The organism is Candidatus Limimorpha sp. (assembly GCF_056203535.1).
In genome coordinates this window covers 1-19,902 of record NZ_JBADWU010000011.1, presented here as the reverse complement: position 1 = coordinate 19,902, position 19,902 = coordinate 1, and the positions used below count along the sequence as shown (strand labels likewise).

Sequence of the window (19,902 nt, the reverse complement as noted above, 5' to 3'; positions counted from 1 at the left end):
GTTAGAGCACACTCAATGCATAGCTTATGCATAGTTTACGCATAAAAATCACAGACAAAATGCATATACAATACCGACACCAGAAACAAACCCTACGTTCAAATTATATACAGAATATATACTGCTATATACATACAACGTTTGTATATAAAAAAACACAATAAAAGTAAAGATAGAAACGGTATAAATATTCTTAAAAAAAGAATTATAAATATTGTTTTTCAAAAAATAATTATTACTTTTGTCGAACAATTATACAAACAGTATTACAATGAAAAAGCTATTTCTATTGCTTTGGGTGCTTGCAGCATCGGTGATGCCCTCGTCAGCACAACTCCTTTATCGCATTTCGGGTAACGGACTCCAGAAGGATTCGTATATAATAGGTACTTACCATGTAGCCGACGCTAGTTTCGTGGATCAGATTTCAGGGGCAAAGGACGCTCTTAATAGCGTTGAACAGGTGTATGGCGAATTGTCAATGGCAGATATGAATCCTGATAGTATGGTAGTACTCCAAAACTGCATGATGCTTCCAGAAGGGCAAACGCTGAAGAATGTGATGACCGAAGAGCAATTTAACAAACTCGACTCTTACTTCGAGAATGCAACAAGTATGAAGCTGAGCTCACCCCTGATCTTTAGCCAGATGGGAAAAATGTCACCTGCTAGTATAGAAAACACCCTTACTGTACTCGCCTGTGTCAAAAAGAACAACGGACAGTACAACCCTCAAAATGGCATTGATAACTATTTTCAGGCAACTGCTCAGCAGATGGGTAAACCGGTAGGCGGATTTGAGTCTGTTTATTTCCAGTCACACGTACTCTTCGGCAAGAGTATTGAAGAACAGGTGAAGAGCCTTATGTGTATGATTGACTACCCTGAATTCTACGATTTGATGCTCGATGAACTTATTAAGGCTTATTACGCTCAGGACATGGTAAAACTGACCGAAATCATTGACATGAAGATGGAAAATGAGTGCGATTCTACCCCTGAGGATATGACGACTCTCATCTACAATCGTAATGACAACTGGATAAAACAGATGCCTGATGTAATGACTGAACACTCAACGCTCTTCGTCTTTGGCGCAGGTCACCTGGGGGGCGAACGAGGCATTCTTGCTCTATTGAAAGCCAAGGGATACACTGTGGAAGGTGTCAAATAAGCATTGTCACTTGAAATTATACGCAAAAAGCATCGTATTAAAAGGCAAAAACCCCATTTTCAGAAAAATATTTTTGTTTTTTCTTGCACGGGTAGATTTTTTTTTGTAATTTTGCACTCGCTTTTGAAAAGAAGCAATGTTGGCGCGGTAGCTCAGCTGGTTAGAGCGTCGGATTCATAATCCGGAGGTCGAGGGATCGTGACCCCCCCGCGCTACATTAAGAACAAGGACTTACGAGAAATCGTGAGTCCTTTTTTGGTTCGCCCAGCACGAACGTATTCTAACGGGTGTGAGTCCCCAAGCCGCCCTGACAGTGGGAAGGCTACAGCTGAAAGCAAGGGTGTCCATCGTGAGGTGGAATCTGAAGGAAGTCCGAGGCAAATATCTGGTCTGACGGACAGGAACTGCCTATAAGGCAATAAGTTGCGAGATTCAGATTCAGATAAACAAAAGTTTTGCAGGTTTTGATTGTTTTGGTTCTAAAAAGGACAAATTGCATATTATCGCCAAACAAAACGTTTTCAACATTGTTATATTGCCATAACCAAAAACCAAAACGATATGAAAACAATATTCGACACTGTGGAGGAAGCGTCTTTGTGCCGGACTTTCGCCCTTGTCCAAGTGCCTTTGTATTGTCCTCGTTGAGCATCCGTATCGCTCGGAAAGCTGCGCATAAGTTTGCTTTCCATGTAGATCTTCTTATTCCTTCAAGAACAGCCTGCGGATCTATGGCACGTCCTTCAAGGAACTGACATCCGACTGCTTTGTATAGCTGACGGCCTTGGTTATGCCCGTTTTTGGTGGTTATTGGGCTGCCACGAAATTTGCACTTTTTTTGTTCATAACTTTTGAACGCTCAAATCACCAGTATGTTCTATGATGATTCCCGAAGATTTTACCCTAATATTTGTTTATACCCCAAGATAGAGTTTCAGAATAGATAAAAAATTGAGACTGTTTCTACATAGAAACAGTCTCAAAATAGTGAATAACCAATTAAAAATAACTAATTAACGGACGAAATCAAGAAATACACGGCGGTTGTTTTCTACATTATCAAATTCAGAAACACCACCAGCTGCTTCAATGACAATGTCTTGAGCATCCATGCCAAATCTAACAAGTTCATCCTTCACGGTGTTGCAACGGCGTTCAGAAAGAGCCTGATTGTAGCCAGCAGAACCTGTAGCCTCATCGCAAGTGCCTCTCAGACGAATCTTGCAATCGTATTTCTTTGCAAACTGTGCAAAGGTTTTCAAATTGACACGGTCATTGTCGGACTTTAATTCAGCAGAATTAAGGTTGAAGAAAATGCTGAAAGGATAGCCGCCCAAAACTACAGTGTAGTCCGAACCTTCTCCATTTTCAGAGCCTTGTACTTGCTGACCTTGTGCATTTCCAGCGATTCCTTCGGCTCTCAGCTGAGTAAGCTCATTATAAATCATATCAAGACGCTCTTCAACACCATTCAAATCAACGTTTACTGCTCCATTGGCCATTTGATTTTCTTGCTCAGCGATAACAATTTTGTTATTGCTTGCATTACCAAAATTCCATATCAGCTTTGCACCACCTTCATACATTAGGTTCTCAGTGTGCTGCCACTTCGGAAGGTTGTCAAAACGGTCACCTGTAAGGAAGTTGACACCGCCATATATGCGGACTTCAATGTTGTTGTCAAGAGCAACGCCGAAAGAACCTTGTCCTCCGTATGTGAAATGCCATTGTGAAGCATATTTTTGCTCATTGAAATCGCCTGATTCCATTTTACCACTAATCGTAGTGTGGGTCTGGATTCCGCCAATCATAGGCGATACGTCAAACTTCCAACGGCTATCTCTCAAGCTTTCAAAGATATAGAGAAGATTAATGTTGCCTTGCAGAGAGAAGCGGGCAAACTTGGTTTCTGTTGTCAGGTTGCTGTATTTCCAACATGAAGCCAATTCACTTGCTGTAGGTTTAGAAGCGAACATCTGCCCCGTAACGCTAAGCCATTGTTCCGTGCAGCAATCCATAGGTGTCATTTCTACATTGCCTCTCATGAAATTGAGGTCAAGGGAAAACAGAGGTGAAAAACGGTAACCGGCTGAAATGCCATATTCCGCTCTTGCCGTCTTTCCATTATCGGAATAACTGCGGAAGGTGCAGGTGCCCATTGAGGCACCCGTTGCAATGCCCAAATAATATCCCTTTTGAGGAAGGGTGGTCTGAGCTGTCATTGGCATTGAAAGGCCAATGACACACAAAGCTACTATTGCAAAATTTCTAAGATTCTTCATAGTGTTCAATTTTTAATTTAGTCCTTAATTAGTTTCCTCCACCGACATGCTGATGGTTATATGTGGTGGCATCGTATACTAAGTCGCCATAGAGGTCAGCCTCGGCTATTTTTCCATTTCTCTTATAGGCGATGTGCGTGTATTCCTGATGACCGGAGAAATCAACGCCTGTTCCCACCGGTAAGGTCAAGTTAACATCCCATCTGTAAGTCCTGTCATGGCTAATTAAACCAAATTCACGGGCAATAACTTCAAGCAATAAGGCTTGCAACTGGCAGTGTGTAGGCATATACAAATCTACGCCAACCTTATAACCAAATTCTGTATAAGGCACAACAACTGGAGCTGATCCGTAAATATTGTCAACATTGCTTGGATTGAAAACAAGAGGTGTTGTACGAGGTGTGAGCGTGATGTTGGTGAAACAGAAAGCTGCATAAACGACACCAAGCACAGCATTATTTATAGCCACTCTATTGGGTTCATGTGTCAGTTGGCTTTCCGGAACATCGCTCCAACGGCCATTGCTGAAGCTTCTGATGATGCTATGGTTTTGAGTTTCGGTGTCGAAGTTAAAGAATAATGTGTACAGGATATCAGCCCTGTCTTTTTTCCCACCTTCAGCAAATGTGACACTGGCTGCAAAGAACAATTTGTCCTTTTCAAAAGTTCCGCTGGTAGGATCAGGGGTTTCTTGGGCTGCTCCGAAATCTTCATTATAATAGAAAAGGTCAAGTTGGAAAACTTCATCTTCATAGCCTTCAACGTAAGCTCCAACCAAAGTCTTAGCGAAATCGTTGTGGTCAATGAATTCAGTATTAATGTCTCCTTCATTATCACCAAGGAAAGTAGTAACAGTTGAAGAAGAAGGAAGACGGAAATCCTGACGAGCAATCATTCCGCCAACTTGCTTAGTAAGAGTGACGCTTTTTGAAACATCTTTCTTGCCTTCATACGTAGCCGTCAATGAGTAAGTCTTGGATGGGTCAGGTTCAGGCATTGCCATGAAATAGACACCATCCTTGTCGGTCTTTACAGATTGTCCTTCACTGGTCTGTACTGTAGCATTGTACAACACATTACCTTGATAATCAGTCACATGACCTGTAATGGCATACTCACCATTTGGTTCTGTCGGGGGTGTGACATCTTCGTAATCCTTTTCGTGTTTCGAGCAAGCTCCCAAACACAACACTATGGCTAACAGCCATACGATTTTTGATTTGTTCATAGTATTATCATTTAATAATTTGAATTTTTAAATTTTAGCGTGCAAAAGTATATATTTTTTCCATTGGAAAGTGAAAAAATCCCATTTTTTTTTCGTTCTATGTTTTACAAGTCGTTTAGTTCGAGGCAAAGGCCTACGGAAACATGCTTCCAATCTTGAAGAATGAATTGTACCCTCACAACTTTGAATTTGGCATCTATTCCGATATTAAACTCACATCCGTCATATTCGGCAGTGGCTCTTAGGTCGCGATAGAAATTGGGGCGAAATGTCAAGCCACCAACAAAACCGTTCCATTTATCGGCACTAGCCTCTTTAAAATAATGCCTATAAGCGACGTTCAGTCCCCATTTCCCTCCAAATCCTTCAAAGTGCTTTACTGTCGCCGCATAGAAGTTCTTGTTAAGCGATGTGCCCCAAATGTCGAAGCCACCGACCACAAGTGCAGGCCGCCATTTCCCCTCTTTCAAAGGTTGCAATTTCACAGACAACGATCTATCGGGCAGATAGGTGCCTTCTTTTTTCCACATCAGTATCATATATGATGCTTCCACCCATCTGTAAGGAGTAAGGGAAACATAGAATGCTGTCGGGGAATCCATTGAATAACCGTTTGGAACGAAATTTGAATTCACATAATGAGTGCCTAAGCGCAAACTATTGGCCGGACTTAGCTCAGCTGAAGGAACCTGCAGCAAACCTTCAACACCCGTATAGATTTGAGCCTTACCTAATACAGGAAGCAAAATAAAGACGAGAGCCGTCATGTGACTAATAAACCTGTTCATCGCGAAATCCCCCATTTAGCTTTAGTAAAATTGCCAGTCCTTTCGTTTTCCTCAGGGTCGGTGTCATACATCTGGAGGGCGTTTGCTTCAGCCATATAGTCGTAAGTCAATCGGAAATTTGAAGCCGGACGTACCCGAAGTGTCTTCTCGCGCTTTTGGTCGCCTTGGAATGGAAGCATGACAACAATGGATGCACCTCCTGCAATGCGCTGATCCCAATAATTTCCATTCATTAGATAGACTTCTCCGTATCGGTTTCCACCATGAATGTAGGCACTCACAGTGAGGTACTTGAAATGCTTCAGCCAAGCTATGCTGCCGCCATAGTCTCCCAAATTAAACCGTCCTCCGCTAATCCTGAATTCCGTTTCACTTTTTTTCAAATAAAAACGCGCCGTAAGTAAGCCTGTCAGACGATCCATATAGCTGAATCCAATGTCGGATGTGGTAAAAGTATATAATCCTGTGAAACCTACCTGCCCTTCCATTGCGAACCAAGATGAGACAGGCCAAAGCCATTTCGCATCAGCACCGAAACGTTCTCCACCGAACAATCCGCCACTTAACTTCAGGTAATGGTTTCCTACCTGAAGTTCCTTCGAAACTACCGCCATATTCAGCCGGAGGCCTTTGTAATAGCCGCCATAGTCATTCACCACCGGAACAAACGCTTGGGCTGCAACCTGCCAGTCATCGCCAAAACGCCATTTCATTCCTGGCGTGACATTGACAAGCAGTTCATACATCTTATCATTTAGCCAAATTGAACGATACCTAAGATTGACACCAGCGAAGATGTCAACCTTGGACTGCTGTGCAACTAGCGACTTTGGCATTTGCAGTGTAATTGCAAAAAAAGCCAAAAACGCGAATGCTTTTGTGATTGCTTTTTTATGAAAGTTTGTCTTCATTAGACACAATTCTACCCTTATATATAGGGTGTAAAGTAACAGGATGCAAAAATACACATTTTTTATATATTTTCACAAATACATGAAAAAATATGAAAACCAGACTGCTAAAATTGTTCCAATTGGGATTATGCCACGACTATAAGACGGATACCATCTTTGCTTGATGCCTTGAAATCAATGGCCAAGGAAAGAATCAGTGAGTTTTATTTATTTATTTATTTATTTATTTAGCAACGATAAAACACGTTGTATTGATGCAATTATTTGAACAACAGAATTTATGTAATTTATCCTTCCGTTTCGTCTTATACTATATTTAAGAGTGACATGGTCTGACAACCTACAATTATTTATAAAAATCATCCGGCGTAAATCTATCAAGCGGCGAATCAGAAGCCCTATTCATATTTCTATAATCCTCTTCCACCTGCAACTGTTCCCGATTGACGACAAAATGCTCGACAAACCAGTTAAAATCGTCGATGGTTGGCAAAAACAAGGAGGCAACGCTGTGTCCGTAATCCTCATAACGGCGGAAATAATAAGGATAACCGAATTTTTCAAATCGTGGAGCAATCTTGGAAGAACCGAAAAATCCCGTACTGAACAGGCGCAACTGTTTATAAGTCACTAACTTGTCAGCCGTTCCATGAAACAGCATTGTAGGAGCTGGAGCATGATTGCGGTATTTCACCTTGCCTTCGGTCGAAAAGATGGCTCCGGCATACGAAACCACACCCGCCAAACGGAAATCATCAGGCAAAATACTGGCATTCAAGAAACCGTTACACAGCGCATAATCAGTTTGAAGCACCGTGACAGCACCTGCACTACTGCCAACCATGACAATATTTTTGGTGTTGATTTTCAAACTGTTAGCATTTATTACAAGATAACTCAATGCAGAAATGGCATCTTCTGTAGCAAAATGAACGGCTTTTTCCACCGGCTTGTGATTGAACAGACCGAGATTTTTCTCTCCCTTTAATCCCAAACGGTAATCGATGGCAACGGCAATATAGCCAAAATCTGCCAGTTTATTGCAATATTCCGCCGAACTTGAGTTGTTTCTTTCGCCACTGACAAAACCTCCGCCAAAAACATAAACGACAGTTATAGTGCTATCATTTATGTTTTCAGGCATATACACATCCATCAGCAAGGGCTTTCCGTCTTTTTCCGCATACTGATAAGTATGCATTTGCCGCTGGGCGAAAGCACTTGCCCAGGAAAGCAGAACCAGCAATAGCAAACAAAGTCTTTTCATAAATTACTGTTCGTTTTTTTGTTTTTGATAGTATTCTCTCAGAAAATCAGGCAATTGACGCATGGCAGCCTGTTCGCGCCATTGCTTTCGGGCATCCTGAGCCGGAACGCCGAAAACGGCCTTTCCGGGAGCAATGGATTTGTCGACAGCAGAAGTGGCCAAAACGACAGCCCCTTCGCCAATCACCAAATCCTTGTTGACGCAGACGCGCCCCCAAAGAATTACATCATCTTCGATGCGCGTAACGCCAGCAATGGCAGCATGGCTTCCAATCAGGCAATTGCAGCCAATGTAGCTGTCATGCCCAACCTGACAATGATTGTCCATTTTCGTACCTTTATTAATAATGGTGTCGGAAGTAACGCCCTTGTCGATGCTGCACAACGCGCCAATCTCAACATCATCGCCGATGACGACTCGGCCAAACGACTCAAATTTCTTGTAGCCTTCCGAACGGCGCTGGAAATAGTAGCCGTCGGCGCCAATCACGCTTCCCGAATGGATGACGACATTATCACCAACCACGCAATAATCGTAAATGGTGACATTTGGATGAATGACGCAATTCTTACCTATCTTGCAATGATTGCCGACAAAAGCGCCCGGCATAATGCGAGTGCCTTCGCCAATCTCAGCAGAAGAACTAATAGCTTGTTCCTGAGGTTCATACGGACGGAAATGGCGCAAAATGCGCAGAAAAGCATCAAAAGGATCATTATGAATAAGAAGGGCTTTACCTTCAGGGCAATCGACACGCACATTAATCAGCACCGTCGTTGCTGCCGAATTAAGTGCCTTCGCATAGTATTTCGGATGATCGACGAAAGTAATGTCGCCCTTTTCCACCTTGTGGATTTCATTTAATCCCGTAATCGGGATATCAGGGTCGCCAACATATTCCGCACCAATAAGTTCTGCTATTTCGCGCAAGCTTGTCTGTGGTATTTTCATTGTCTTGGTTGATTATAATCTTATAACAATCGGATTCCAAAAATGTTTGTGAAAAAAAGCGCAGCAACCTAAACAAAGGTTCTGCGCTTTCTTGTATCATCTGGAAAGCATTAAGCTTTAACGCGTTCGCAGTATTCACCGGTACGGGTGTCAACTCTAACCATATCGTCATTGTTGATGAACAACGGCACCTTAATGACTGCGCCAGTTTCAACGGTAGCTTCCTTCATGGCGTTGGTGGCGGTATTGCCCTTTTCACCAGGTTCAGTGTAAGTCACTTGAAGGACAGTCTTCACAGGCATTTCTGCGTAAAGGATGGTTTCGGTTGAAGCGTCGACAACGACATCAACGACATCATTTTCCTTCATGAACTTCACGCCGGTGATGTTTTCTTCCATGATCGGGATTTGTTCGTAGGTCTCGGTGTGCATGAAGATATAATCTTCACCTTCTTTATAAAGGTATTGGTAAGGACGGTGTTCAACGCGGACATCTTCCAGCTTCACGCCAATGTCGAAACGCTTTTCAAGCACATTGCCGCTGAGCACATCCTTCAATTTGATACGCATGATAGTGTTGCCTTTACCTGGCTTAACGTGTTGGAAGTCAATGCAGAAATAAATCTTACCATCCATACGGATTGCACTTCCAATCTTTACATCTTGACTTAACATAGTATTTCTCTTTTAATTAAAAATTCTAAAAAGCGGTGCAAAAATAGTGTAATTCAGCAAATTCTCAAAGGATTAATGAAAAAAAAGTTCATTACTTGTCGTCACACGGCAATTCCTGTGAGCATAACATCACGGTAAAGTGGCGATAATTCGTCTTGTTCCAACAACACGGGTTCTATAAGGAAACTCACTTTCCCCACATCGTGCCACAAACTTTTAACCCAATCGAACCACTTGTTTTCCTCAATTTTTGGAACAACGACAGCTACATCAATGTCACTATCGGCATTGGCATACCCCTTACTGTAGGAACCGAACATGTACACTTTTGTCCGTTCATCAAAACGAGGAGCAATCACTTCCTTGTATTGTCTTACGAGTTCGAGGGCTTCGTCTTTTCTGAGAGCTTTTCCCTTATCCATAATTGCAATGTGTTGGTTTTGTCAATAATTTCACGACATGTTTCTTTGGTGAGTCGACGTGAGAGTTCTTCTTTATACCGAGGGTAACGTGCTTCTATGTTAAAAGTTGTGACTGTTTCCAAAAAATCTTTCTGTTCGTCAGTCAAATCATTCCAAATGCCACAGCCTTGAGCCAAACGGCTATGATTGTGGATATAAGGTGGGTCATCATCTTGAGTGCCACACCAATAAGCCTTTATGACTTTCTCTATCACTTGATGGCACATAAACCCCACATAAAGCCAACGTCCGGTAGAATACATTGCCTCGGCTGTTGCCAAATCATAATCTACGATATCAAGCCAATATGCGGAATTGTTTTCCATTTTTTATTTTTCGTCTGCAAAAATAGCACATTTACCCGATATCAAAAACAAAATGCTGGGAATTTTTCCCTTTCCATGCTGTGAGCCGTTTTATTTCCTAATTTTACCGCCAAATTTCAAATACGTTTTATATGAAGAAACACAGTTTACCTTTGTTAGCCATGATTACCTGCTTACTCGTATCGTGCAACACGCAAAAGCCTGAGACTGAACCTCAAGGCAAAGAAAAAATCGGGCCGAAAGAAATGACCCTTCAATCGGATGTGATGACCCCAGAAGTGCTTTGGAGCATGGGGCGCATCGGCGAATCGAGCGTCTCGCCCGACCACAGCCAGGTCGTCTTCAATGTGACTTATTACAGCGTTGAGGAAAACCGCAGCGGCTCAACGCTTTACATCATGAATGCCGACGGCAGCAACTGCCGCGTCCTTTCCGATTCAAAGAACAGCGAATACAGCCCGCAATGGCGTCCCGATGGCAAGAAAATCGGATTTCTTTGCGCCGAAAGCGGTTCGATGCAGATTTGGGAAATCAACCCTGACGGCACTGGCCGCGAAAAGATTTCCAACGAACCAGACGACATCAACGGATTCCTTTATTCACCTGATTGCTCGCAGGTTGTGTTCTGCAAGGAAGTGAAACTCAACGAAACGGTCGCCGACATCTACCCTGACCTCCCGCTTTCATCGGGCCGCATCAACAACGACTTGATGTACCGTCATTGGGACCAGTGGGTCGACACTTTCAGCCATCTTTTCGTGGGCAACATCAGTTCTGGCAAACTCGAGGCCTCATTCGATGCCATGGCTGGCGAAAAATGGGAAGCTCCGGTCCGTCCTTGGGGCGGCATGGAACAAGTGCGCTGGATGCCTGACGGACAGAGTTTCGTGTACTGCTGCCGCAAGAAAGTCGGTAAGGAATACGCACTTTCAACCAACACCGACATTTATCAGTACATCATTCAATCCGGCGAATGCCGCAACCTTACCGAAGGCATGATGGGCTACGACATGAACCCCGTCATCTCGCCCGATGGCAAATACATGGCTTGGGAAAGTCAGGAACGTGATGGCTATGAATCCGACAAACAACGTCTCATGGTCATGAACCTTGAAACCGGCGAAAAGACAGACTATTCCGCCAACTTCGACCAATGCTGCACAGGCTTCAGCTGGGCTGATGACAGCAAGACCCTTTACTTTATCAGTGACACTTACGCCACAGACCAACTTTATGCCTTGACCCTTGAAAACGGCGAAATCCGCAAGATTACAGAAGGCACACACAACTATGTTTCAGTAGCCTACGCTGGTGACAAGCTGATTGCCGGCAAGCAAAGCATGAGTCACCCGACGGAACTTTTCAGCGTCGACCCTGCAACGGGCGAGGTCACACAAATCACCACCATCAACGACAACATTTTTAATCAGCTCACCATGGGTAAGGTTGAAGAACGTTGGGTAAAGACCACCGATGGCAAGGACATGTTGGTTTGGGTGATTTTCCCGCCACATTTCGATGAAAGCAAGCATTATCCGGCTTTGCTGTATTGCGAAGGCGGTCCACAAAGCACAGTGAGTCAGTTCTGGAGCTATCGTTGGAATTTCCAGATGATGGCTGCCAACGATTACATCGTCGTTGCTCCTAACCGTCGCGGCCTGCCTGGTTTCGGTCAGGAATGGCTTGAAGAAATCAGCGGCGACTATGGCGGGCAGTGTATGGAAGACTACCTCAGCGCTATCGACGAAGTTTCGAAGGAACCTTACATTGATGAAAACCGTCTCGGTGCCGTTGGCGCCAGTTTCGGCGGATTTTCGGTGTATTGGTTGGCAGGTCACCACGATGGCCGTTTCAAGGCTTTGATTGCCCATGATGGCATGTTTAACCTTGATGCACAATATCTTGAAACCGAAGAAATGTGGTTTGTCAACTGGGACCTCGGCGGTGCATTCTGGGAGAAGGATAATGCTGTGGCTCAAAAGTCATACGCTCAGTCACCGCACCTCTTTGTCGATAAATGGACGGCTCCAATTCTCGTCATTCATGGTGGTTTGGATTACCGCATCTGCTTCACACAAGGCATGCAGGCCTACAATGCAGCCGTGCTTCGTGGCATCGATGCGGAATTCCTCTATTTCCCGGATGAAAACCACTGGGTGCTGCAACCACAAAATGGCGTCCTCTGGCAAAGAAGATTCTACAATTGGCTGGATAAATATTTGAAATAAAATGTAGAGACGCGTGCGTCTGAATTAAAAAAATCAGTCCTCGAATCTCGGGGACTGATTTTTTTAAATAATGAGACTCCCGCCTGCGCGGGAGTGACGCTATCGCGTGTAACAACTTTGAATACTTAAAGTCTTTGCCGCACTACCTCGAAGCAGACAATGCCGGTGGCGACGCTGACATTCAGCGAGTCGATGTCGCCTGGCATCGGGATGAGCAGATGGTCGTCGAGGCGGCTCATGTAGGCGGGACTGATGCCGTCTTCTTCCGAACCCATCATCACGCAAAGAGGCCCAGTCAGGTCTGATTGCCATAGGCTCTGCTTGGCTTTCTCGGTGAATCCGACAATACGCAAACCGCTGGCTTTCAGGAAATCCATGGCATCCTTCATATTGTCGACACGGCAAATGTTGATGGCAGACAAGGCTCCTGCCGAAGTCTTCATGGCATCGCCATTGATGAGCGCCGAGCCTCTTGACGGAATGACGATGGCGTCGACACCGGCAGCGTAGGCCGTACGGGCGATGGCACCGAAATTGCGCACATCGGTGACGCGGTCGAGCATTAAAATAAACGGGTCGCGGCCTTCTTCGAAAATCATCTGAATGACTTTCTCAAGAGGCTGATATTCAATGGGACAAATGAAAGCAATAATGCCTTGGTGGTTCTTGCGCGTCAGGCGGTTCATTTTCTCCATCGGGACATATTGCACGGGGATGCCGTTGGCGCGGCAGTAATTCGAAATCTCTGAAATTTCGGGTGCGCGCACACCATTCTGAATGAACACCTTTTCTATCTCTTTCTGCGCCCGAATCAGTTCCTGGATCGGATGAACGCCGAACACCATGTTGTTCTTGTAATTGTCTTCCATTGTGTGTGAATTTTGCGGCAAAAATAAGCAATTTTCTGTTTGGAGGGGAAAGTGATGAAGTGGTAAAACGGAATATGCTTGCTAATTAAGAGTGGTGCGACAAATTGGGTTTATATTTTGATATGCAAAAATCCACAAAATCTAAAAATTGAGTAGGAATTTCATAAAATTGCTATATTTGCGCCTTGAAAACGAGCATTTTTTCAGTTTATGGAAGTGAAACGCATATTTGATCTTCTTTCGAATTACGTTGAAAAGTTTCCTAATCAGGCAGTTGCGCTTGCAGGAAAGAAAAACGGCGAATGGAGGAAGTACGGCATTCAAGAGTATATTGAATGTGTCGATAAACTGAGTTATGCGTTTATCGAACTGGGCATTCGGAAAGAAGACAAGGTGGCGATGATTCTGAATAACCGTCCCGAATGGAATATGATTGACATGGCAATCAATCAGGTCGGTGCAATTAGCGTTCCGATTTATCCGACCATCAGTGAAGAGGATTACAGGTTCATTTTGAAGGATTGCGAAGCCAAGATGGTCATTACTGATGGTTTGGCCGTGATGAACAAAATCACCAATGTTCTTCCTGATGCACCACAATTGAAAATGGTGTATACGATGATGAACCGCGAAGTTTATCCGTATTTCGACCAATTGATGGAACTTGGTGCGCAACATCCTCACAAAGAAGAACTTGAAGCGAGAAAAAACGCTGTTGATGAAATGGATTGTGCCACCATTATCTATACTTCGGGCACTACGGGAACTCCCAAGGGCGTGATGCTGTCGAACTATAACCTGATGAATCAGTTCAAGAATTTCCATCAGATTTTCTCGCCCGATTCAAAGCGTGCGTTCAGTTTCCTGCCTGTTTGCCATGCTTACGAGCGTGCCTTGATTTATGCCTACCATTACAAAGGCATGTCAATCTATTACGCTGAAAATCTGGGCACTATAGCTGCCGACATGAAAGAGATTCACCCGACGATGATGTGTGCCGTTCCGCGTGTGTTGGAACGCTTTTACGATACCATCTATTCTTCGGGAAAGAAAATGGAAGGCTTTTCCAAAAGGTTGTTTTTCTGGGCGTTGCATCTGACAGGGTATTACGAGGTGGATGCTTCGGAGCGTTCACGGCTTTACAATTTGGAACTTCGTATTGCCGATAAACTGGTCTATAGCAAAATCCGCACGAATTTGGGTGCCGAGAATTTCGACATCATCGTGTCGGGAGCGGCCGGTATTTCGCGCAAAATCGCGTGTTTCTTTTCAGCCATAAAAATGCCAATCTATGAAGGTTACGGCTTGACGGAGACTTCGCCTGTCATTGCGGTAAGCAACAACAATCCTCATGGACGACGAATCGGTTACGTCGGGCAGCCTTTGCCAGGTGTTGAGGTGAAGATTGCCGACAACGGGGAAATCATTTGCCGTGGCCATAATGTGATGATGGGTTATTACCATAACCCTGAGCTGACCAAGGAAGTCATTGACGATGAAGGCTGGTTTCATACGGGCGACATGGGCCGACTGAATGAGTTTAACCAGCTGATGATTACGGGACGCATCAAGAATCTGTTCAAGACTTCGGGCGGAAAATACATCAATCCGGAATTGATTGAACGGAAATTCGTTAATTCGCCTTTCTTTGAACAATGTGTGGTAGTCGGTGAAAACCAGAAGTTTGCGGGTGCTATCATCCAGCCTGATTTCAATTTTATGAAAGGCTGGTGTCAAAGACATGGTGAAACATTCACTACGCCTCGTGAATTGTTGGAGAATCCTGTCGTATTAAAGCGTTTTGCAGCCGAAATCAACAAGATAAACGGCAGTTTGGGCGAGACCGAAAAAGTCAAGAAATACGAATTTGTGTCCGATGAATGGTCGATGGCTACAGGCGTGATGACGCCGACGCTCAAAGTAAAGCGCAAGGTGGTCATGCTGCGCTACAGGGATTTGATTGACAAGATGTTTGCTCAAAAGGAGTAATGCTTTTATGCCGCGAGTTAGATTCCCAAGGCTGTTTCTCTGTGTTTTGAAAACAAAAAAAGGCTGCTTCTTGCAGCCTTCCAGTAGCCCATAGCGGGGTTGAACGATTGTTGTTTTTTGACGCTTGTTATTGTTTTGATATTTGCTTAATATGCTGAAATTCAGTAATATATAAATTTATAGGTAGACTTTGAAACTATAACAAGATATAATAATTGTGCTTTTTCTGACAAAAAACTGACAAAAAACTGACAAAGTTTGAGATGTTTTTTGTATCTTTGTGGAACAAAATCTGAAGGGGAAAAGGAGGCTCGGAAATGAGGCTCGCGGATTTTGTAAAACATTGTTAAACAAAAATTTATCATTATGGCAAAAGTAAATTATTACATTTATCAGGGAAAGAAGTCTGATAGTGAACGCGTAGAAATCAAAATGCGTTTTGTCAGCGGCACTTCTCTTGCAAAGCGTTATTCAACTGGAATTTTTATTGCAGCGAATAACTGGGATGAGAAAACAGGGTTTCCAAAGGAAAAAAGGTTACAGAAAAATTATGATGAATGTCGTGAGATTTCATCTCGACTTCATCTTTTGAAAGATTACCTTCTTGGAAAATGGAGTGAAACAGTGGATGTTGATTTGACGGGGGATGTTGTTGATGGTTGGGTCAATGATATAGTATGGGAGGAAGTGAAGGATGAAGATGGAGCGATGAATCAACGGCAGTGGGTAATCAAATCCTATAAAGAGGAAAAAAGGAAAAAGTTGGAAGAAAAGCGCATTAGGGAAAAGCTTGAGAATCGTTTCTTTGTCGATGTGTTCCGTGAATATGTCGATGAGCAACTTAAATTGGGTGTGATTGTTTCCGTGAGGCATAAGACATATCAGACTTGCATAGGTTTGTGGGAACGGATGGAAAGGTATCTTGGAAAGCGTTTTAAATTGAATGAGGTGACGACTTCGGATTTGAATGATTTCCGTGGCTTTGTCTTGGATGAATATAAGCTGTGGGAGGAAGTGGATGTGAAGGAAGGAAAGAAAGTGCAGAAGAAACTTGTGCCCAAGAAAAAGTATGTTAAGGTTTATGATGGGTATGAATCTTCTTTGAAAAGGGGTGTTGAACCGAGAAGCCTGAATTATGTTGTTGTTCAAATCAAGTATATTAAGGCTTTTTGGCATTGGCTTGTGAAGGTGAAAAAAGCAAAGTTGGAAGATGTGTTTTCTGGCTTTAATATGGACCAATCAGTTTATGGGACTCCATATTTCTTGGGCACGGAGGACAGAAAAATAATGTTCCAAGCGGATTTGAGTGATAGACCTGCTTTGGCAGTCCAGAGAGATATTTTCGTGTTTCAATCGCTTGTGGGTTGCAGATGCGGAGACTTGTACCGCTTTACGGAGGAAAATATCGTTGGTGGAGAGTGCTTGCAGTATGTTGCAGGGAAAACCAAGAATAGCAGCGGCAAACTTTTGGTAATACCTTTGCATCCTGATGCGAAGACTATCATTGAACGCTATCGGGACAGCAGTAGAAAGTCTTTGCTGCCTTTCATCAGCCAACAGAAATATAATGATGCTATTAAGGAGGTTTTCAAGGCTATTCCTGAAATTGATTATACGGTAATGATATTAGACCCTGTGACGAGATTGGAAACGAAGAAGCAGTTGCATGAAATAGCGAGCAGCCACATGGCGCGACGAAATTTCTGTGGCAATCTTTATGATGCGGGTTTTAGGGATTCTGACATCTCGGCTATGAGTGGCCACACTGAAGGAAGCGTCGCTATTTCGTGTTATCGCAAAGTCAGTGATGAGACAAGACAAAAGATGATTGATAGCCTGTAGGACAGCAGGACTTTGATGAAAAATAGAAAGCCGCCAAAGGGGATTGGCGGCTTTCGTTGTGTTAAACTTTGCTCATTATGGCTAAGTGAGCGTGCAAATATAGGTGTTTTTTGGATTGGGTTGAGGGGGTTTCCTTTGAAAAAAATGGGAATGGGAAAAATGTGTTTTGAAATGTTATTGCGTGGGGTGTTCTTCCATGGGGCTTTGCCCCATCGGGAGAGCGACGGACTGACGAAGGGGCGGCACGCACCTTTGGCAGACAGGCGAAGGACGGACAGGACGGCGAAGGGTAAAACCAAATACAAAACTTTTCCGGCTCGATGGATAGCGGTAGCCATCTTGTAAAATGGCAGCGTCTTTCTTCGCTATCCATCGGGGCGGAAAAGTAGCTGCCGCCAGCGCGGTGCCTCGCATGGGGCGGCATATATGGCGCTCTGGCGGCGGCGTGTGTCTTCATAAAAGGAAAAGCCGCACCATAATGGCACGGCTTTTCAAAAAATTGGTTTTTGGTTTTTCAGATGGTTCTCATCTGTTTCGGTTGCAGATCCTAAAGATTAGGACCAGGAATGAAGCAATTAGGATGATGGCGGCAATGGCCAAAAGGTTCCCGCCTTCGCGGGAATGACGGCCTTCGCTGCGCTGCTCATCGTGGATGACGACTTGTGCGAAACGGATGGTGTCGGTGAAGCGGATGGGGGCTTGCTCGGCGTGGTAGCTGACGGCAAGACTGTCCTGACGCTTCCCCTCCCTGCCGATTTTGAAGCTGCCTTTGGCCGTCGGGATGGTGATGGTGTCGCCCATCAGCAGCGGGACGATGGAAAAGACTGCGCTGTCGTCGACCGAAGGGAGCGCAAGCAGCGTGTCGATGGGATGCGCTTTAAGCGTTACCAGTTCGGGATGCCGCTCAGCGATTCGCGCGATGCGGCGTGCGGCGCGGCGTTGCGAGTTGCAAGAACAACAGGCGAACAGGATGGCCAAGGTGAAAATTGCAAGTCTTTTCATGCTTTAATCGTTTTAGGGCAGTTCTGTTAAGTTCTCAATCATCTGCTTCAGTTCGCCATTTTCGGCGGTGAGCTGTGCGAGCTGGGCGGAAAGCCCGACGATTTCGCGGCGGGCTTCCGTCAGTTCGGAATAGACGCGCTTGTTTTCTTCAACGAGGTTGAAGATGGTTTGCTGCATTTCCCTGATGGTGGCGTTTTGGCGTAGCCGCGTAGCGGCGAGCCAAGAGACGACCCCAGTAATGGGGACGAGCAGCGTGGTTGTCCATCCGTAGGCGTTCATGGCATTAGTAGTCTAATTCGTCAGTGTGGAAAGATGGTGTCGGGATGTCGTCGTTGCCACCGTCGCCGTCACCCGAAGCAGGTCTTTCATCGTTTCTTGGCGGTGTGGTGCCGCCACCGTTGTCTTCGCCATCGCCATCGCCGTCGCCGTTTGAGGTGATGGCGGTGTTCTTGTTGATGTTGCGGCCTTTCTTTTCAGCGCGTGTCTTGATGATGAAGCTGCCGAAGCCGCGCATCGAGACATTTTCGCCGGAGGCGGCATAGGTGATGTAGAAACGCACGGTGTCACCGATGTCGCCCCAGCCTTTCACATCGACATCGATGTTGAAGTCAGTGCCTGTGTAAGGCGTTTGGAAAACGCCGATACGGCCTTTGGTGATGTTGTAGGCGACGACAATATAATTGGCGTCGGCGGGTTTTTCGATGGTGCGAAGGGTGTCATACTCGATGAGGATGCCGATTGTTGGTGCTGTCGGTGGACCCATTTCCGCAATTTCAGTCGTGAGCATCGGGGAGTTGATTTTCTCGCCGTTGCCGATGCCTTCAAGCTGTGTGAGGTCGATGGACTTCACGCCATCAGCGGTGACGGCGCAAGCCGACAACTGGCGTTGCAGCAAGTTTCGGCGCGTTTTGCCCTTGACGCTTTGCGGAAAGAGCGAACGCAACTGGTCGTCACTGAGTTGGCTTGCCAACGAGGTGAGTTGTGCAAAGAAATTGCGCTGCATGACCTGTGCGGCGGTCTTTGGGTTTCTGACTGACTGGGCTTGCCCACGCATATAGGCGATGCCCTTCCATGAAGCACCTACGACGGTGCCGACTTTTCCGTTGAATCCTCCGAGGATTCCTTGTTTGATTGTTCCCATGTGGTTTTTGATTTAGGTTCCCGTCCCCGCCTCCGCGAGGATGACGGCGGGAATGATGGTTAATGATTTAATGATTTTGTTACGGAAGACCTTATTTCCTTGGCGGTCTTTCCGCAATGCCCATTGTGCCGAAGCCGTGGATGGCGATGGCAGATTTGTAGATGAACGGAATGACGACAAAGCTGTCGTTTTTCTCCCATCCTGGTTGTGCAGGGATTTCATGTGCGTCCGCATTCATCTTCAGTGTGGAGTTAAAGCAGTGGATTGTTCCCTTGGTTGCGTTGATGACGATGAAGCACCGTAATTGTTGAAGGCTTCTGCCGATTTGTCGCCGTCAAACATGACGTTCAAGGCGTTGAGCGATTGCGCCATGGTTGCAGGGTCGATTCCGACAAGCGTCATGATGTTGACTTCGCCAAAGTTGATGGTTGAGGCGTTGCCGATGGTTGACAGCAGTGAGGCGTCAAAGTGCTTGGCATCGTCGGTGACGGTACATGCTTCGGCCAACTGTTGGAACAGCAGGTTTCGGCGGGTCTTGCCTCTGACCGGCTTTGGGAAAAAAGTCTTCAGCTGGTCTTCCGTGAATTGAGAGACGAGGCCGCTGATTTCAATGAAGAAATTGCGCTGCTTGACCTGTGCTTCGGTCTTTGGGTTTCTGACAGACTGGGCGATGCCACGCATGTAGCTGATGCCCTTCCAAGAAGCACCTACGACGGTGCCGACTTTTCCGTTGAATCCTCCGAGGATTCCTTGTTTGATTGTT

General features: G+C 45.0%; 19 protein-coding genes, 1 tRNA gene and 1 pseudogene. 5 read left to right on the top strand and 16 right to left on the bottom strand.

The window, feature by feature from the left end; all coding sequences use genetic code 11:
* The first annotated feature begins 271 nt into the window (after positions 1-271).
* Positions 272-1,174 carry a TraB/GumN family protein gene (locus AC06MN_RS01240; protein WP_475670538.1) on the top strand — a complete coding sequence of 301 codons (903 nt, stop codon included), beginning with the start codon at positions 272-274 and terminating at the stop codon, positions 1,172-1,174.
* Between the two features lie 141 nt (positions 1,175-1,315).
* Positions 1,316-1,389: transfer RNA gene (locus AC06MN_RS01235), tRNA-Met, on the top strand.
* Positions 1,390-2,187: 798 nt separating this feature from the next.
* Here AC06MN_RS01235 and AC06MN_RS01230 read toward each other — a convergent pair.
* The 9 genes from AC06MN_RS01230 to AC06MN_RS01190 form a co-directional block, all read right to left on the bottom strand.
* The gene (locus tag AC06MN_RS01230; protein ID WP_475670537.1) at positions 2,188-3,456 is read right to left on the bottom strand and encodes an OmpA family protein; all 1,269 of its coding nucleotides are present in this window, start codon (positions 3,454-3,456) and stop codon (positions 2,188-2,190) included.
* Between the two features lie 28 nt (positions 3,457-3,484).
* Positions 3,485-4,687, bottom strand: a complete 1,203-nt coding sequence (locus AC06MN_RS01225) for a carboxypeptidase-like regulatory domain-containing protein (RefSeq protein WP_475670536.1) — start codon at positions 4,685-4,687, stop codon at positions 3,485-3,487.
* A 104-nt stretch (positions 4,688-4,791) separates the two neighbouring features.
* Complete coding sequence (locus AC06MN_RS01220) at positions 4,792-5,475, bottom strand: YjbH domain-containing protein (RefSeq protein ID WP_475670535.1); 684 nt, start codon at positions 5,473-5,475, stop codon at positions 4,792-4,794.
* Positions 5,472-6,311: a hypothetical protein gene (locus AC06MN_RS01215; RefSeq protein ID WP_475670534.1), complete on the bottom strand. Its 840-nt coding sequence runs from the start codon at positions 6,309-6,311 to the stop codon at positions 5,472-5,474. Before AC06MN_RS01215 ends, AC06MN_RS01220 begins: the two co-directional genes overlap by 4 nt.
* Before the next feature lie 424 nt (positions 6,312-6,735).
* Positions 6,736-7,656, bottom strand: a complete 921-nt coding sequence (locus AC06MN_RS01210) for an alpha/beta hydrolase (RefSeq protein WP_475670533.1) — start codon at positions 7,654-7,656, stop codon at positions 6,736-6,738.
* Positions 7,657-7,659: 3 nt separating this feature from the next.
* On the bottom strand, positions 7,660-8,607 hold the full coding sequence (locus AC06MN_RS01205) for a UDP-3-O-(3-hydroxymyristoyl)glucosamine N-acyltransferase (protein WP_475670532.1): 948 nt from the start codon (positions 8,605-8,607) through the stop codon (positions 7,660-7,662).
* 110 nt (positions 8,608-8,717) lie between these two features.
* Positions 8,718-9,281 (bottom strand): elongation factor P, encoded by a 564-nt coding sequence (efp, locus tag AC06MN_RS01200; protein ID WP_475670531.1) that lies wholly within the window; start codon positions 9,279-9,281, stop codon positions 8,718-8,720.
* 101 nt (positions 9,282-9,382) lie between these two features.
* Positions 9,383-9,703, bottom strand: coding sequence for a nucleotidyltransferase domain-containing protein (locus tag AC06MN_RS01195; protein WP_475670530.1), 321 nt, complete (start codon positions 9,701-9,703; stop codon positions 9,383-9,385).
* Positions 9,655-10,068, bottom strand: coding sequence for a HEPN domain-containing protein (locus AC06MN_RS01190; protein ID WP_475670529.1), 414 nt, complete (start codon positions 10,066-10,068; stop codon positions 9,655-9,657). The genes AC06MN_RS01195 and AC06MN_RS01190 overlap by 49 nt, the downstream gene beginning before the upstream one ends.
* A gap of 131 nt (positions 10,069-10,199) precedes the next feature.
* Between AC06MN_RS01190 and dpp5 the strand changes: the two genes are divergently transcribed.
* Entirely contained in the window at positions 10,200-12,296 is a 2,097-nt protein-coding gene (dpp5, locus tag AC06MN_RS01185; protein ID WP_475670528.1) for a dipeptidyl-peptidase Dpp5, read from the top strand.
* A 125-nt stretch (positions 12,297-12,421) separates the two neighbouring features.
* Here dpp5 and rlmB read toward each other — a convergent pair whose 3' ends face one another.
* Complete coding sequence (rlmB, locus tag AC06MN_RS01180; RefSeq protein WP_475670527.1) at positions 12,422-13,165, bottom strand: 23S rRNA (guanosine(2251)-2'-O)-methyltransferase RlmB; 744 nt, start codon at positions 13,163-13,165, stop codon at positions 12,422-12,424.
* 216 nt (positions 13,166-13,381) lie between these two features.
* Here rlmB and AC06MN_RS01175 point away from each other — a divergent pair, with 216 nt between their 5' ends.
* Positions 13,382-15,154: an AMP-dependent synthetase/ligase gene (locus AC06MN_RS01175; protein ID WP_475670526.1), complete on the top strand. Its 1,773-nt coding sequence runs from the start codon at positions 13,382-13,384 to the stop codon at positions 15,152-15,154.
* A gap of 366 nt (positions 15,155-15,520) precedes the next feature.
* On the top strand, positions 15,521-16,996 hold the full coding sequence (locus AC06MN_RS01170) for a site-specific integrase (RefSeq protein ID WP_475670525.1): 1,476 nt from the start codon (positions 15,521-15,523) through the stop codon (positions 16,994-16,996).
* Between the two features lie 525 nt (positions 16,997-17,521).
* On the opposite strand, the gene AC06MN_RS01165 is transcribed toward AC06MN_RS01170, so the two are convergent.
* From AC06MN_RS01165 to AC06MN_RS01140, 6 genes and pseudogenes are all read right to left on the bottom strand, one after another.
* Positions 17,522-17,998 carry a hypothetical protein gene (locus AC06MN_RS01165; RefSeq protein ID WP_475670524.1) on the bottom strand — a complete coding sequence of 159 codons (477 nt, stop codon included), beginning with the start codon at positions 17,996-17,998 and terminating at the stop codon, positions 17,522-17,524.
* Between the two features lie 12 nt (positions 17,999-18,010).
* Positions 18,011-18,277 carry a hypothetical protein gene (locus AC06MN_RS01160; RefSeq protein ID WP_475670523.1) on the bottom strand — a complete coding sequence of 89 codons (267 nt, stop codon included), beginning with the start codon at positions 18,275-18,277 and terminating at the stop codon, positions 18,011-18,013.
* A gap of 4 nt (positions 18,278-18,281) precedes the next feature.
* Positions 18,282-18,569 carry an HU family DNA-binding protein gene (locus AC06MN_RS01155; RefSeq protein WP_475670539.1) on the bottom strand — a complete coding sequence of 96 codons (288 nt, stop codon included), beginning with the start codon at positions 18,567-18,569 and terminating at the stop codon, positions 18,282-18,284.
* A gap of 393 nt (positions 18,570-18,962) precedes the next feature.
* Positions 18,963-19,139: pseudogene (locus tag AC06MN_RS01150) on the bottom strand (DUF6266 family protein); the annotation flags it as partial.
* 12 nt (positions 19,140-19,151) lie between these two features.
* Positions 19,152-19,361 carry a hypothetical protein gene (locus AC06MN_RS01145; protein ID WP_475670522.1) on the bottom strand — a complete coding sequence of 70 codons (210 nt, stop codon included), beginning with the start codon at positions 19,359-19,361 and terminating at the stop codon, positions 19,152-19,154.
* Positions 19,362-19,379: 18 nt separating this feature from the next.
* On the bottom strand, positions 19,380-19,902 hold a 523-nt coding region (locus AC06MN_RS01140; RefSeq protein ID WP_475670521.1), incomplete at its 5' end, for a DUF6266 family protein.